The following is a 13,735-nucleotide window of genomic DNA, read 5'->3' as shown; positions in this document are numbered from 1 at the left end:
ATTACTTGGTCTGTTCCTGAATCTTGGCCCACTGGCGCTCGACGTCGTCCAGGCCGCCGACGTTGAAGAACGCCTGCTCTGCAACGTGGTCAAGTTCGCCGTCGCAGATGGCCGCGAAGCCTTCAACGGTGTCCTTGATGGAAACGGTGGAACCCTCAACGCCGGTGAACTGCTTGGCGGTGTAGGTGTTCTGGGAGAGGAACTGCTGGATGCGGCGTGCACGCGACACGACGATCTTGTCCTCTTCCGACAGTTCGTCAACACCGAGGATGGCGATGATGTCCTGGAGTTCCTTGTTCTTCTGCAGGATCTGCTTCACACGGACAGCCGTGTTGTAGTGGTCCTTGCCGATGTACTGGGGGTCCAGGATTCGGGACGTGGACGTCAGCGGGTCCACAGCCGGGTACAGGCCACGGGAGGCGATTTCACGGGAAAGTTCCGTGGTCGCATCCAGGTGCGCGAAGGTGGTGGCCGGTGCCGGGTCGGTGTAGTCATCTGCGGGGACGTAGATGGCCTGCATCGAGGTGATCGAGTGGCCCTTCGTGGACGTAATGCGCTCCTGCAGGAGGCCCATCTCGTCGGCGAGGTTCGGCTGGTAACCCACGGCGGAAGGCATGCGGCCCAGCAGCGTGGAGACCTCGGAACCTGCCTGCGTGAAGCGGAAGATGTTGTCGATGAAGAGCAGCACGTCCTGGTTCTGGACATCGCGGAAGTACTCCGCCATGGTCAGAGCGGACAGGGCCACGCGCAGACGCGTTCCCGGCGGCTCATCCATCTGGCCGAACACAAGGGCGGTGTCCTTGAGGACGCCTGCCTCTTCCATTTCAACCCAGAGGTCGTTGCCTTCACGGGTACGCTCTCCAACACCGGCGAACACGGAGGTACCACCGAAGTTGCGGGCAACACGGGTGATCATTTCCTGGATCAGAACGGTCTTGCCCACGCCGGCGCCGCCGAACAGGCCGATCTTTCCACCCTTGATGTACGGGGTGAGGAGGTCGATGACCTTGATGCCCGTTTCGAGCATTTCGGTGGAACCCTCGAGGGACGCGAAGGACGGAGCCTTGCGGTGGATCGGCCAGTAGTCCGAAGCCTGGATCTCGGACTCGTCGACGTCCAGCGGCTTGCCGAGGACGTTGAAGATGTGGCCCTTGACGCCGTCGCCAACGGGCACGGTGATCGGGGAACCGCTGTCCACCACGGACGTGCCGCGGACCAGGCCGTCGGTTGCCTGTAGGGAGATAGCGCGGACGAGGTTGTCACCCAGGTGCTGGGAGGTCTCGAAGGTGATGGTCTTGGTCTCACCGTTGAGAGTGATCTCGGTGGTGAGTGCGTTGTAAATCGAGGGGATTGCGTCAGCCGGGAATTCGACGTCGACAACCGGGCCAATGACACGTGCGATACGGCCGGTGGCACCGGCCGTTGCTGCTACGTGTTCGGTAGCGGTGGCAGTCATCTCTCTCACTTCACTCGTAGATGGCGTGGGGTTAAGTTTATCTTTTGTTGCAGGGGTCCTGGACCGGTCCGGCTACGACGCGAGTGCGTCGGCGCCGGCCACGATTTCGGAAAGCTCCTGCGTAATCTCTGCCTGGCGCGCGGTGTTGCGCAGACGCGTGTACTTCTTGATGAGGTCCGTGGCGTTGTCACCGGCGGATTTCATCGCCCGCTGGCGTGCAGCAAGCTCAGAAGCTGCTGCCTGCAGCATGGCCGCGAAGATACGGGATTCGATGTAGCGCGGCAGCAGCGCATTGAGCACCTGTTCCGGTTCCGGTTCGAATTCGTACAGCGGCAGCAGCTCGGCTTCGGAGGTCGGCTGCTCTTCCACAACTTCGAGGGGAAGAAGGCGGATGACGGTCGGCTCCTGGGTCACCATGGACTTGAAGCGGGTGTATACAACGTGGATCTCGTCCACGCCGCCCTCTTCGAAATCGATGGCGAAGTCCTCAAGCAGTGCCGCGCCGATTTCCTGTGCCGTGGCGAACTCAGGGGCATCGGTGTTGCCGGTCCAGACGCGCCCGTACGGGCGGCTCCGGAAGTCGAAGTAAGCCTGCGCCTTGCGGCCCACCAGGTACGTCTTGACCTCCTTGCCTTCGGCACGGAGCAGTTCGTTCAGGCCTTCGGCCTGCTTGAGCACGCTGGCGGAGTACGAGCCTGCGAGGCCGCGGTCCGAGGTAATTACCAGGACGGCAGCCCGGCGGATGTTCTCCGGCTCGGTTGTCAAGGGGTGGTCGATTTCGCTCTGGCTTGCAACGGCGGAAACAGCGCGCGTGATCGCGTTCGCGTAAGGCAGTGAGGCTGCTACCCTGGCGCGGGCCTTGCCGATGCGCGAGGTAGCGATCAGTTCCATCGCCTTGAAGATCTTGCGCATCGACGTTGTCGAGCTGATCTTCTGACGGTAGACCCGGATCTGGGCTCCCATACTTATCCTTTCCTAAGATCCCGATGGCCGGGACTGCCGGACCCCCGAAGGGTTCCGGCAGTCCCTGCCAGCGAAACTAGCGCTTCTGCCTGACGATTTTTTCCTGGTCGACCTGACCCTCCGAGATAGCTTCATGCTCCTCGTGGCCCGCACCTACCAGCTTGTCGTCGCCTTCGCCGAAGAAGCCCTTCTTGAAGTCCACAATGGCGGTCTTCAGTGCTTCCACGGTGTCATCGTCCAGAACGTTGGTCTGTGCCAGCGTCGTGAGGATCGAGGACTTGTGCTTGAGGTGCTCCAGGAACTCGGACTCGAAGCGGCTGATGTCCTCAACCGGAACGTCGTCCAGGTAGCCCTGGGTACCGGCCCAGATGGACACGACCTGGTTCTCGACCGGGAACGGCGAGTACTGGCCCTGCTTGAGCAGTTCCATCAGGCGGGCACCGCGGGTCAGCTGCTGGCGCGATGCGGCATCGAGATCCGATGCGAACATCGCGAACGCCTGCATGTCGCGGTACTGGGCGAGGTCCAGCTTCAAGGTACCGGAGACCTTCTTCATGGACTTGACCTGGGCGGCACCGCCAACGCGGGACACTGAGACACCAACGTCAACGGCGGGACGCTGGTTAGCGTTGAAGAGGTCCGACTGCAGGAAGATCTGGCCATCGGTAATGGAGATCACGTTGGTCGGGATGTAGGCGGAAACGTCGTTTGCCTTGGTTTCGATGAGCGGAAGGCCGGTCATCGAACCCGCGCCCAGGTCGTCGGAGAGCTTGGCACAACGCTCCAGGAGACGGGAGTGCAGGTAGAAGACGTCGCCCGGGTAAGCTTCGCGTCCCGGCGGGCGGGCGGAGCAGCAGCGACACGGCGCGGTAGGCTTCGGCCTGCTTGGACAGGTCATCGAACACGATCAGGACGTGCTTGCCGCCGTACATCCAGTGCTGGCCAATGGCCGAACCGGCGTAGGGGGCAAGGTACTTGAAACCGGCCGGGTCGGACGCCGGGGAGGCGACGATCGTGGTGTACTCGAGCGCTCCGTTGTCCTCAAGGGTCTGGCGGATGGCTGCGATCGTCGAAGCCTTCTGGCCGATCGCGACGTAAACGCAGCGGACCTGCTTGGTCACGTCGCCGGACGCCCAGTTGTCCTTCTGGTTGATGATCGTGTCGATGGCAATGGCGGACTTGCCCGTCTGGCGGTCACCAATGATCAGCTGGCGCTGGCCGCGGCCGATCGGAATCATGGCGTCGATTGCCTTCAGGCCGGTCTGCATCGGCTCGTGCACAGACTTGCGCTGGGTAACGCCCGGTGCCTGGAGTTCCAGGGCACGGGTAGTCACGGCCTTGATCTCGCCGAGGTCGTCGATGGGCACACCCAGGGGGTCCACCACGCGGCCGAGGAAGGCGTCGCCGACCGGCACGGACAGAACCTGTCCGGTGCGGTGGACTTCCTGGCCCTCTTCGATGCCAGTGAAGTCACCGAGTACGATGACACCGATCTCGCGCACGTCGAGGTTCTGGGCGAGGCCCAGCGTGCCGTCTTCGAAGCGCAGCAGCTCGTTCGCCATGACCGAGGGAAGGCCCTCAACACGGGCGATGCCGTCGCTTGCGGTGGTCACACGGCCGACCTCTACGCGCTCTGCGTTTCCGGGTTCGTAGGACGCCGCGAATTCGTTCAACGCATTACGGACGTCGTCGGCGTTGATGGTCAATTCGGCCATCTGCAGTCCCTGCTCTCCTGTATTCGTGATCATCGTTGCTCACGATGACCGGGGTTTCTATCAGTTGTGTTGTGCTTGTCCGGCTAGCCGGCCAGCTGGCGCTGAAGCTCATTCAGGCGGGTGAGGACCGAAGCGTCGAGCACTTCGTCCCCCACCTGAACACGGATGCCGCCGATCAGCATGGGATCAACCTTGACGTTGACCTTCAGTTCGCGTCCGTAGAGGGAGTTCATTCCCTGCTGCAGACGGCTTGCCTGCGTCTCCGTCAGGGGACGCGTAACGCTGACCGTCGCAATCCAGCGCCGCTGGCGCTTGGCGGCGAGCTCGGCGAAACGGCTCACGAGCCTGGTTGCCTTGATGCCACGGGGCTGCGTCACTGCCTGTCCGATCAGGACCTTTGCTTCCTCACTTGCGGAAGGAACGAGCCTTTCGGCGAGGACAGTCTTCGCTGCGGCGCTGGCCTGCGGTTCAGAAAGCGCACGCTGCACCTCGTGGCTGGCAGCCACGGCCTGGTTGAAGGAGAACAGATCGTTCTCCAGCTCTTCCAGGCCGGTGATACCGGAGGCAGAAACGGCCGACTTGTTTTCAGCAACGGCGATGACCACCGTTGCGGCAAGCGTCTCGAGTGCATCGCCGATGTCTCGCGCCGATGCCCAGCGTGAGCTGGCCAGACCGGCAGCGATGTCCACGGCTTCGGCGGAAACTTTTCCGCCGAAGAGCTGCTTGATCAACGCCGACTTTTCCTCACCGCTGCGGGAGGGGTCAGTCAGTGCACGGCGCAAGCCGGCCGAGCTGTCCACCGTGCCCAGGATCCCGAAAAGTTCCTTTGCCAACTGCAGCGATGCAAACGGAAGCTTTGGCTCCAGCTCGGTCAGCGCCTTGGTCAGCGATTCGCTCGATACACCTGCCATTACTTAGCTACACCTGCGTTCTGGGTCTCCAGATCGGCCAGGAAGCGGTCAACAACGCGTGCCGCACGTGCGTCGTCCTCGAGGGTTTCCCCAACAATGCGGCCTGCAAGCGTGGTGGCGAGGGTGCCCACCTCCGAACGCAGCGACACAACTGCCGCCTGGCGCTCGGATTCGATCTGCGCGTGTGCCTGAGCGGTGATGCGTGCAGACTCGGCTGCCGCCTTCTCCTTCAGTTCCGCCAGGATCTGGGCGCCTTCGGCACGTGCTTCCTCGCGGATCCGGTTGGCCTCAGCACGGGCATCAGTAAGCTGCTGCTTGTACTCTTCGAGTGCGGCAGAAGCCTCAGCCTGGGCCTTCTCAGCCTTGGCGATGCCGCCCTCGATGGCCTCGGCACGCTCTGCGAACGTCTTCTCGAACATCGGGACAACGAACTTGACCACGATGAAAAAGAGGACAGCAAAGCCGGCGAGGACGACGCCCATTTCCCAAAGATTGGGAACGAGCGGGTTAGCCGCCTCGGCGCCTTCAGTGGCGGCTGAGATGATCAGCTGATTCATATTTCACCCGTCCTTATCTACTCGGTTCTGAATGTTCGCTAGGTTCTGAAGGTTTACTTGAGAACGAAAGCGAAGACCAGGCCCAGGATGGCGAGGGCTTCAGTCAGCGCAAGGCCGAGGAATGCGATCGGCTGCAGGACGCGCTGGGCTTCCGGCTGACGAGCCACACCGTTGATGTAGGCAGCGAACACGAGACCCACACCGATACCACCGCCGATGGCCGAGAGACCGTAGCCGATGAGGTTGAGGGAGCCGTTGATGGAGCCTTCCATTTTTCTTCCTTTCAAGATGCCATGTATATGGCAGGTTGTTTGGGTTGCTTCATCCCCACGAGGGGAAGTTTGAGGTGCCTAGTGGCTGTCGGCGTGGAGTGCGCCTTCAATGTAGATAGCGGTCAGCAGTGTGAACACATAGGCCTGCAGCGCCATGATCAGCGCTTCCAGCATGTACATGGCAATCGCGCCGGCGAGAACCAGCACGGAGGTGCCCTTGAGGAGGACGTTCTCCTGCATGACGAGGTATTCGATGCCGGAGCCGGCAATCATGACGATCAGGTGACCGGCCAGCATGGTGGCGAAGAGACGCAGGCTGTGCGTGACCGGACGGACCAGGAAGTTGGAGATGATCTCGATCGGAATGACGATCGGGAGGATGTAGACCGGGACACCGGAGGGAACGGTAGCGAGCTTGAAGTAGCGCAGGCCGTTCTTCTTGATGCCGATGCCGATCCAGGTGACGTACACGATGGCTGCGAGCACATAGGCGCCGCCGACGTGCGAGAAGCTCGGGAGCTGGATCACCGGAATGGCGCCGTAGATGTTGTTCACCAGGATGAAGAAGAACAGGCTGAACAGCAGCGGGACGTACTTGATGAAGTCCCTGCCACCGATGATGTCCTTGGCGATGCTGTTGCGGACGAAGCCGTAGGCGGCCTCACCAGCGAACTGCAGCTTGCCGGGAACGAGCTGCTGCTTCCGCGCAGCGAGCAAAAAGAATGTGGCAATAATGACGACGGACAGGATAACCAGCAGCATCTGCTTGGAGAATCCGTCTGCCGCACCCCACGGCAGGATTGCCGGCAGGTGCATTTCTTCAATTCCGGGAGGTGTGAACTCTCCTGAATTTTGGGCCGGGAGCGCAAGCGCGATCAACGCGTTTCCTCTCTGCAGTGTCCATCGTTGGGCGTTGGTCGGGTTCCGGCGCGCGTCATGCTTGCCCTCCCCCGCGTGAAATTATTTGGCATTACTGTTCCCGTCCTCCGACGGGCCGCTGGCTGCACCGTTCCCGCCAGTTGGTTTCCTTGAACTGGTGAGGCCGTGCATATGGGACAGATAGAACCCTCCCGCGGCTCCAAGCAGAGCGCCTGCGAGCACAATCCAGCGGGTTCCCCACAGATAATCCAGTCCCCAGCCTATCAAACTCCAGACGATGATTCCGCCAATTATGTAGCTAAAGACGGCCATTCCAGCGTTGTAACCGCCGTCGGAATTCTCGCCGGGTACAGCGGCAGAACCGGGCGTCGGCTCGGGTGTCCGCGGCTCGTTTTTTCCAGGATGGTTTCGCTTAGACATCGGTGCTGCTGCCGTTCCGTTCGGAGTCGCCGGCTGGCTCGGGGTCGTTGAAGATCTGCAGCCGGGCTTTGCTGAAGCCGTAGATCTCAGCCGCCTGCCAGGTGACCACGGCCACGACGGCGCCAATAACGAACCAGCGCCCGTGCAGCCAGTCGGGGGCACCGAGGACGAACAGCACCACGGCGAAACCGATGACCTTGACGAAGTAAGTGGCCACGAACAGGCCGACGGCACCTGAGGGGTTGTTGCGCCCCACGAAGTGTCCGATCAGCAGGCTGATTGCGAAGAATATGACCACCAGCAGGCCACCGAGGCTGCTGGACACAACACCGGTCCAGCCGTTCAGCAGGGCAGCCACCACGCCGGTAAGGACCAGGGCGCCGCCGGCGACTGCGGAACTGAGTCCCAGCAGACCGAGCCAGAGCGACCGCGTGGGTCCGGAGACGCCAACGGATCCTTTGCCGGACACAGGTCCGGGCTCGGCGTTGGAGGTCATGCGAACCCAATCTTCGGGGCAGGGTGGAGTGGTGCAGGAAAGACCTGCACTTGAATTCTACACGAGATAGAAATTTTCCGAAAAGCGCGTGTTACTCGTGCGCCTGACCCACTCCGGTATTCTCCCCGCGGCGGCTCAGATACGGCCAGGCCGTGACCAGGCCCATAATCAGCGTGGCGGCGACCATTATTGCCAGCACAACCTGCCAGGGGTAGACGGCAAAGGCCAGGCCGCCGAAGGACAGCACCGCCGCCCACAAATACAGCAGCATGACCGCGGTGCGGTGGGAGTAACCGATGTCCATGAGTTTGTGGTGCAGGTGCCCGCGGTCCGCGGACCACGGTGAACGGCCGACGGCGGTGCGCCGCACCACCGCGAGGCACAGGTCCAGGAGAGGCAGGAACAGCACCGCAAAGGGCAGCAGGATGGGGATGATCGTGGGGATACCGTTGACCCGGTCATACAGCCCCGACGTGATCTGCCCAGTGGAGACCACACCGGCTGACGCCATCAGCAGGCCTATCAGCATTGCGCCGGAGTCGCCCATAAAGATCTTTGAGGGAAACCAGTTGTGCGGCAGGAAGCCCAGGCAGCTCCCCACAAGGACCGCCGTCAGCAGTGTGGCGAGGTCTGAACGGTCCAGGATTGGCGCGTTCCGGTGGACCCAGTAGGCAGTGAGGAAGAACGCGGACCCGCCGATGATGGCCACCCCGGCCGCCAGTCCGTCCAGACCGTCGATGAAGTTGAACGCGTTCATCGTGACGACGATGAGGCCGGTGGTGAGGGCGATGTTGACCGGGTCTGACTCGAAGCGGATCGGCTCCGGAACGAACGGGATGATGGTCATGCGGACCCCCCAGACGGCCACCACGAGCGCGGCAAAGGACTGGCCGATCAGTTTGACCCACCAGCGAAGGTCCAGAAGGTCGTCCGCCACTCCCACCAGCACGATGACGGCGGCGCCCGCCAGCACACCCCACGGAGAGCCGTTGTTCCGGAAGATGTCCTTGACGAAGAAGGACTGGCTTGAAACGGCCAGCGCCACCAGCACGCCGGCAAAGATCCCCAGCCCGCCAAGACGCGAGACCGGGCTGGAATGCATGTCGCGGCTGCGGATCGGGGCGAACAGCTCAAGCCTGTTGCCGATCAGGCGGGCCCCCCACGTTGCCCCGTAGGAGACGATGGCAGCTGTCAGCATCATGGACAGGTACATGATCATGGCGCAGCCACCATTCCCGTGGCATTGAGACTGCTGCCATGCTGCACGCTATTCGGATGCGGATTCGGGGTCAGGCCGGGCGGACCATGCGGGCTCGTTAGGTGTGGATCTGACGTGCAATAAATGAAACTTCTCCGTCGCCATGCGCGCACAGACAGGCAGTGCATAGTGCCTGACGGGGCTGTATTACAGTGGACTCTAGTCAAGATACTAACGCCAACGGGTACTTCGCTTCGCGTCACACGGCCTTACGCCGGCGGGAAACTTGCCGACGGCTGTGCTGAAAGGATCCCCGAAATGCCAGTGTCGGTCGCAGTTGCCGCCGTGACGTTTGACCGTCCCAATGAGCTCGCCGTCCTGCTCGATGCCATCAATGGCCAGACGGCCGCCGTGTCCACCATCTGCCTCGTTGACAGCGGCACAGTGCCGTCGAAAGACGTCGCGGCCCAGCATGAAAATGTGGATTACATCCGTTCGGAAGCCAACCTTGGCGGCGCCGGAGGCTTCTCCTTGGCGGCGCTCAAGGCCGTGGCGAGCGGCGCCGACTGGGTCTGGATGATGGACGACGATGCCGAGCCGGCGGACGCCGAATGCCTGGCCACGCTGATCCGGGAAGCGGAAGCCCGGGACCTGGAGGCTGTTGTGCCCCTGGTGGTGGCTCCGGGCCATCCCGACCAGCTCTCTTTCTTCTTCCGGCTGGACGGCAAGGTCTCCCATGACCGGGCCGCGCTGGAGAAGGTTGGATTCCTGCCGAACGATGGCCATTTCTTCAACGGCGCCCTCATCCGCTCCGATGTGTTCTTCAAGGTGGGGCTGCCGGACATGCGCCTCTTTATCCGCGGCGACGAGGTGGACTTCACCATCCGGCTGCGCAAGGCCGGGATCCGTTTTGGCACCGTCACCACGGCTGCGATCATGCACCCGCACGCGTTTTCCGAAACGAAGCACGTGTTTGGAGCCCGCTGGCACGTAATCGTCCCGGAGGGCGCCTTCAAGCGCTACTTCTACTACCGCAACCGCGGCTACCTCATCCGCCGCCACTTCCGCGTGAAGTCCCTGGTGGCCGATGTGGGCGGCTACCTCGGCTACTTCCTTCGGCGGGGCGACCTCCGGGGGCTCGCGGACTGGTTCCGGGCGTTCTCCACGGGGCTCCGCGGCAAGGGGTTTGGCCCGCTGGAGGACCAGAAGTTCTGACGTAGGCGGGCTGCGCGGTCTGTCAGCCCTGCCCGCGCAGCCGGCGCCGCAGCAGCAGTCCCAGCAGGACCCATGGCTCGCCAAACACCCGGTACGCCACGCGGCGCGGATGCAGCAGCAGCCGCCAGGCCCACTCCAGGCCCAGCCGGCCCAGCCAGCGGGGCGCGAGCTTCTGGATGCCGGCGATCTGCTCGATGGCTCCGCCGACGGCGCAGTACACGGCGGGCGGCAGCGACGACAGGCGGCGCCACAGCACCTCTTCCTGCAACGGCATGCCCAGGCCAATCAGCACCAGCTGCGGCTGGACTTCAGCCAGCCACGCGGCCGCTTTCTCCTCCACGTCCGGATCCCAGCCCTCCCCCGGCATTCCGGAGACGGTGGCGCCCGGCACGATGGCCTGCAGCTTCGCCACTGCCTTGGCGTTGGCAGCCGCGCCGGCGCCAAGGACGGCGATGCGGTGGAGGCCGTCCAGCCGGCCCAGCGCGGGAATCCAGTCCGTTGAACCAAGCCGGTAGTCCATGACGGGCCGCGGGTGGGCTTCCCCGCCCGTTTTTCGCCGGCCCCTCCCCCACAGCCAGAGGACGGGCGCGCCGTCGAGAAGGACAACGTCGCTGTTCTGGTAGAACTTCCTGAACTCGGGTTCGGAGTGGAACAGCGTCACGCTGTGGAGATTGTGTCCGACGACGGTTCTGGTGGCGCCGTCAGCCACAAATCCGTTGAGGACTGCAGTCAGTCCGGCGACGTCCAGCGGTGTGGCATCCACGCCGAGGACCGGGACGGGTTGCCTCTGCAGCGTCATTCGGCGCTGTCGGGCTTTTCGCCGGCGTCGGGCTGTACGGCGTCGGGCTGTACGGGATCGGGCTGTACAGTGTCAGACTCCGCAGGTGCTTCCGCAGCGGTGACCTCAGCCTCATCCCCAGCGTTGCCGTTGATGTCGAGAACCCCGGGAACCACCTCACGCAGCCGCTCGATGCTGATGGCCCCCTCACGGACCACGCGCAGCGGGAGCGATGTGGCATCCACGATGGTGGACGGCCGGGCGTCGGTTCCCTCGACCGGCCGGAAGCCGCCTTCAAGGTAGACCTCGACGGACTCCGCAAGCTGGGACCGCGCTTCGAAGGCCGTCTGGGCCGGCGCCTGGCCGGTCCGGTTTGCCGAGGACACGGCGAGTGGTCCGGTCACGGTCAGGAGGTCAATCGCCACCTCATCGTCCGGAATGCGAAGGGCCACGGTGCCCTTGGTCTCGCCCAGGTCCCAGTCGAGGGACGGCTGCGCGTGGAAGATTAGCGTCAGCCCGCCGGGCCAGAAAGCCTCGGCCAGGTCACGGGCGTCCGGGTACACGTCCGTGGCCAGCCCGTCGAGCGCGGTCAGGCGGGGAATGAGGACGGGCGGCGGCATGTTCCGGCCACGGCCCTTGGAGACCAGCAGCATGGTGACGGCCTGCGGGGAAAAGGCATCGGCAGCGATTCCGTAGACGGTGTCCGTGGGAAGGACAACGCACTTCTTCTCGAGGATCGCCCGCCGCGCGTGGGCGATTCCGGCGGTCCGCTCGTCGTCGGCCGTGCAGTTGTACGTAGTGGTCACTGCCTCATTCTTTCATTACTCCGCGGGCGGGAAAGCAAGAACGGCACTGGTGGCGCGTTCCTTGCCGTTAAGGTCAAAATGCGTGGTGACGTCGGTCCAGCGCCCGGTCCGGTTCAGCATCGTGGATATCCAGCCTGCCTGGACTTCGGCGTGTTCCATCACGAAGTAGCCGCCGGGGACCAGGAGCCGCGCCGCCGAGGCGGCGGCCGCCGTCGGCAGTTCCATGCCGTCCGCTCCCCCGCCGTAAAGCGCTTCCGGGGGGTCGTGGAGCGCCACTTCCGGTTCGTTGGGGATTGCTTCGGCGGGGATGTACGGCGGGTTGGAAACCACGACGTCGAATGTTCCGTTGAGCTCCGGCAGAGCGTTCCGCAGGTCCCCCAGCAGGAGGGTGACCCCCAGCGGCCGGAGGTTTTTCGCCGCCCAGGCGTGCGCGAACTCGCTGAACTCCACCGCGAAAACCTCGGCCTCGGGCACCTCGTGCGCGATCGACCCGGCGATCGCCCCGGATCCGGTGCCCAGGTCCACCACTTTGGGGCGGACCACGCCGGCGCGTTCCAGCGCGTGCAGCCGGTCGATGACCAGCTGCACGACGGACTCGGTTTCCGGACGGGGAATGAAGACGCCGGGTCCCACCGCGAGCTGGAGGTAGCGGAAATGCGCCACACCGGTGATGTGCTGAAGCGGAATCCGGGTGGCGCGCTCGGCCACGAGTTCTGCGTAACCTGCCGGCGCGGGGGCGTCGCCGAGCATCATGGCCCGCAGCCGGCCCAGGCCCACACCCAGCAAATGGTCGGCCAGCAACTCGGCGTCCACCCGGGGGCTGGGGACGCCGGCCTCGGTCAGGCGCTCCGTCGCCTCGCGCACGGCGTCCGCCAGGGACTGGCCGGACGAAGATTGGGCAGGCGGCTCCGCAGTGTGCTCGGACGTCATGGAATCCCCGGGCTCCTAGTCGCCGATGGCGTCCAGCCGCGCCTGCTCGTCCATCTCGATGGCGGACTGGATAACCGGCTCGAGGTCACCGTTCATGACCTGATCAAGGTTGTACGCCTTGTAGCCCGTACGGTGGTCGGCGATCCGGTTTTCCGGGTAGTTGTACGTACGGATCCGCTCGGACCGGTCCATGGTGCGGATCTGGGACTTCCGCTGCTCGGAGTTGGCAGCGTCGATCTGCTCCTGCTGGTGGGCCAGGATGCGGGCACGGAGCACTCGCATGCCGGCTTCACGGTTCTGCAGCTGGGACTTCTCGTTCTGCATGGCCACGACGATGCCGGTGGGCAGGTGCGTGATGCGGACGGCGGAGTCGGTGGTGTTGACGGACTGGCCGCCGGGACCTGAGGACCGGTACACGTCGATTTTGAGGTCGTTCTGGTTAATCTCGAGCTCTTCAGGCTCGTCAACCTCGGGCAGGACAAGAACACCTGCGGCCGAGGTGTGGATGCGGCCCTGCGATTCGGTGACCGGCACACGCTGGACGCGGTGCACGCCGCCTTCGAACTTCAGGCGGGCGTAAACGCCTTCGGCGGGGTCGTTGGAGCTGCCTTTGACGGCCACCTGGACGTCCTTGTAGCCGCCGAGGTCGGACTCGGTGGAGGAGATGATCTCGGTCTTCCAGCCGCGGGATTCCGCATAGCGGGTGTACATGCGCAGCAGGTCGCCGGCGAACAGGGCAGCCTCGTCTCCGCCTTCGCCGCCCTTGACCTCAAGGATCACGTTGCGTGCATCGTCCGGGTCCCGGGGAATCAGCAGGCGCCGCAGCCGCGCCGCCGCGGTCTCCAGGGCTTCCTCCAGTTCAGGCACCTCGGCAGCAAAGTCAGGGTCCTCGGCAGCCATCTCCTTGGCAGCGGAGAGGTCATCCCGGAGGCCCTCCCACTTGTGGTAGGCGTCCACGATGCCGTTCAGCTGCGCAGACCGCCGCCCCAGCTTCCGCGCCAGCTTCTGGTCAGCATAGACAGCCGGATCCCCCAACTGCGCCTGGATAGCATCATGCTCATCCAACAGGCCCTGTACGGACTCAAACATTCTCAAAACCTCTTTCGACTTGTAACCAAGTCTAGTTACTGCAACGCGGG

14 protein-coding genes and 1 pseudogene are annotated in these 13,735 nt (G+C 63.7%); 1 reads left to right on the top strand and 14 read right to left on the bottom strand.

Going from position 1 to position 13,735, the window contains the following annotated elements; all coding sequences use genetic code 11:
- Position 1: 1 nt before the first annotated feature.
- From atpD to ABIE00_RS07285, 10 genes and pseudogenes are all read right to left on the bottom strand, one after another.
- Positions 2-1,456, bottom strand: a complete 1,455-nt coding sequence (gene atpD / locus ABIE00_RS07330; RefSeq protein ID WP_331574928.1) for a F0F1 ATP synthase subunit beta — start codon at positions 1,454-1,456, stop codon at positions 2-4.
- 72 nt (positions 1,457-1,528) lie between these two features.
- Entirely contained in the window at positions 1,529-2,419 is an 891-nt protein-coding gene (locus ABIE00_RS07325; protein WP_354258581.1) for a F0F1 ATP synthase subunit gamma, read from the bottom strand.
- A 76-nt stretch (positions 2,420-2,495) separates the two neighbouring features.
- Positions 2,496-4,134: pseudogene (gene atpA / locus ABIE00_RS07320) on the bottom strand (F0F1 ATP synthase subunit alpha).
- 83 nt (positions 4,135-4,217) lie between these two features.
- On the bottom strand, positions 4,218-5,045 hold the full coding sequence (locus ABIE00_RS07315; RefSeq protein ID WP_354258578.1) for a F0F1 ATP synthase subunit delta: 828 nt from the start codon (positions 5,043-5,045) through the stop codon (positions 4,218-4,220).
- The gene (locus ABIE00_RS07310) at positions 5,045-5,602 is read right to left on the bottom strand and encodes a F0F1 ATP synthase subunit B (RefSeq protein WP_331574931.1); all 558 of its coding nucleotides are present in this window, start codon (positions 5,600-5,602) and stop codon (positions 5,045-5,047) included. The genes ABIE00_RS07315 and ABIE00_RS07310 overlap by 1 nt, the downstream gene beginning before the upstream one ends.
- Before the next feature lie 53 nt (positions 5,603-5,655).
- Positions 5,656-5,874, bottom strand: a complete 219-nt coding sequence (gene atpE, locus ABIE00_RS07305) for an ATP synthase F0 subunit C (RefSeq protein WP_003804776.1) — start codon at positions 5,872-5,874, stop codon at positions 5,656-5,658.
- Positions 5,875-5,952: 78 nt separating this feature from the next.
- Positions 5,953-6,753, bottom strand: a complete 801-nt coding sequence (gene atpB, locus ABIE00_RS07300; RefSeq protein WP_111905891.1) for a F0F1 ATP synthase subunit A — start codon at positions 6,751-6,753, stop codon at positions 5,953-5,955.
- Positions 6,754-6,834: 81 nt separating this feature from the next.
- Complete coding sequence (locus tag ABIE00_RS07295) at positions 6,835-7,173, bottom strand: hypothetical protein (RefSeq protein WP_354258574.1); 339 nt, start codon at positions 7,171-7,173, stop codon at positions 6,835-6,837.
- A complete protein-coding gene (locus ABIE00_RS07290; RefSeq protein ID WP_354258572.1) occupies positions 7,166-7,669 on the bottom strand; it encodes a Cg1360 family ATP-synthase-associated protein in 504 nt (167 codons plus the stop codon). The genes ABIE00_RS07295 and ABIE00_RS07290 overlap by 8 nt, the downstream gene beginning before the upstream one ends.
- Positions 7,670-7,760: 91 nt before the next feature.
- The gene (locus ABIE00_RS07285) at positions 7,761-8,888 is read right to left on the bottom strand and encodes an MraY family glycosyltransferase (RefSeq protein WP_354258569.1); all 1,128 of its coding nucleotides are present in this window, start codon (positions 8,886-8,888) and stop codon (positions 7,761-7,763) included.
- Between the two features lie 297 nt (positions 8,889-9,185).
- On the opposite strand from ABIE00_RS07285, the gene ABIE00_RS07280 reads away from it, so the two are divergent.
- Complete coding sequence (locus tag ABIE00_RS07280; protein WP_354258566.1) at positions 9,186-10,082, top strand: glycosyltransferase; 897 nt, start codon at positions 9,186-9,188, stop codon at positions 10,080-10,082.
- Between the two features lie 22 nt (positions 10,083-10,104).
- Here the strand turns inward: ABIE00_RS07280 and ABIE00_RS07275 are convergent, their stop codons facing one another.
- Genes ABIE00_RS07275 through prfA form a run of 4 tightly spaced genes read right to left on the bottom strand, consistent with a single transcriptional unit; the run spans position 10,105 to position 13,685 of the window.
- Positions 10,105-10,881 carry a WecB/TagA/CpsF family glycosyltransferase gene (locus ABIE00_RS07275; RefSeq protein WP_354258563.1) on the bottom strand — a complete coding sequence of 259 codons (777 nt, stop codon included), beginning with the start codon at positions 10,879-10,881 and terminating at the stop codon, positions 10,105-10,107.
- Positions 10,878-11,666 (bottom strand): L-threonylcarbamoyladenylate synthase, encoded by a 789-nt coding sequence (locus ABIE00_RS07270; RefSeq protein WP_354258560.1) that lies wholly within the window; start codon positions 11,664-11,666, stop codon positions 10,878-10,880. Before ABIE00_RS07270 ends, ABIE00_RS07275 begins: the two co-directional genes overlap by 4 nt.
- A gap of 15 nt (positions 11,667-11,681) precedes the next feature.
- On the bottom strand, positions 11,682-12,596 hold the full coding sequence (prmC, locus tag ABIE00_RS07265) for a peptide chain release factor N(5)-glutamine methyltransferase (protein ID WP_354258557.1): 915 nt from the start codon (positions 12,594-12,596) through the stop codon (positions 11,682-11,684).
- A gap of 15 nt (positions 12,597-12,611) precedes the next feature.
- Positions 12,612-13,685 (bottom strand): peptide chain release factor 1, encoded by a 1,074-nt coding sequence (gene prfA / locus ABIE00_RS07260; RefSeq protein WP_354258554.1) that lies wholly within the window; start codon positions 13,683-13,685, stop codon positions 12,612-12,614.
- Positions 13,686-13,735 lie beyond the last annotated feature (50 nt).

It is taken from the genome of Arthrobacter sp. OAP107, assembly GCF_040546765.1.
GTDB lineage: Bacteria > Actinomycetota > Actinomycetes > Actinomycetales > Micrococcaceae > Arthrobacter.
This window is presented reverse-complemented; position numbering and strand designations above follow the sequence as displayed.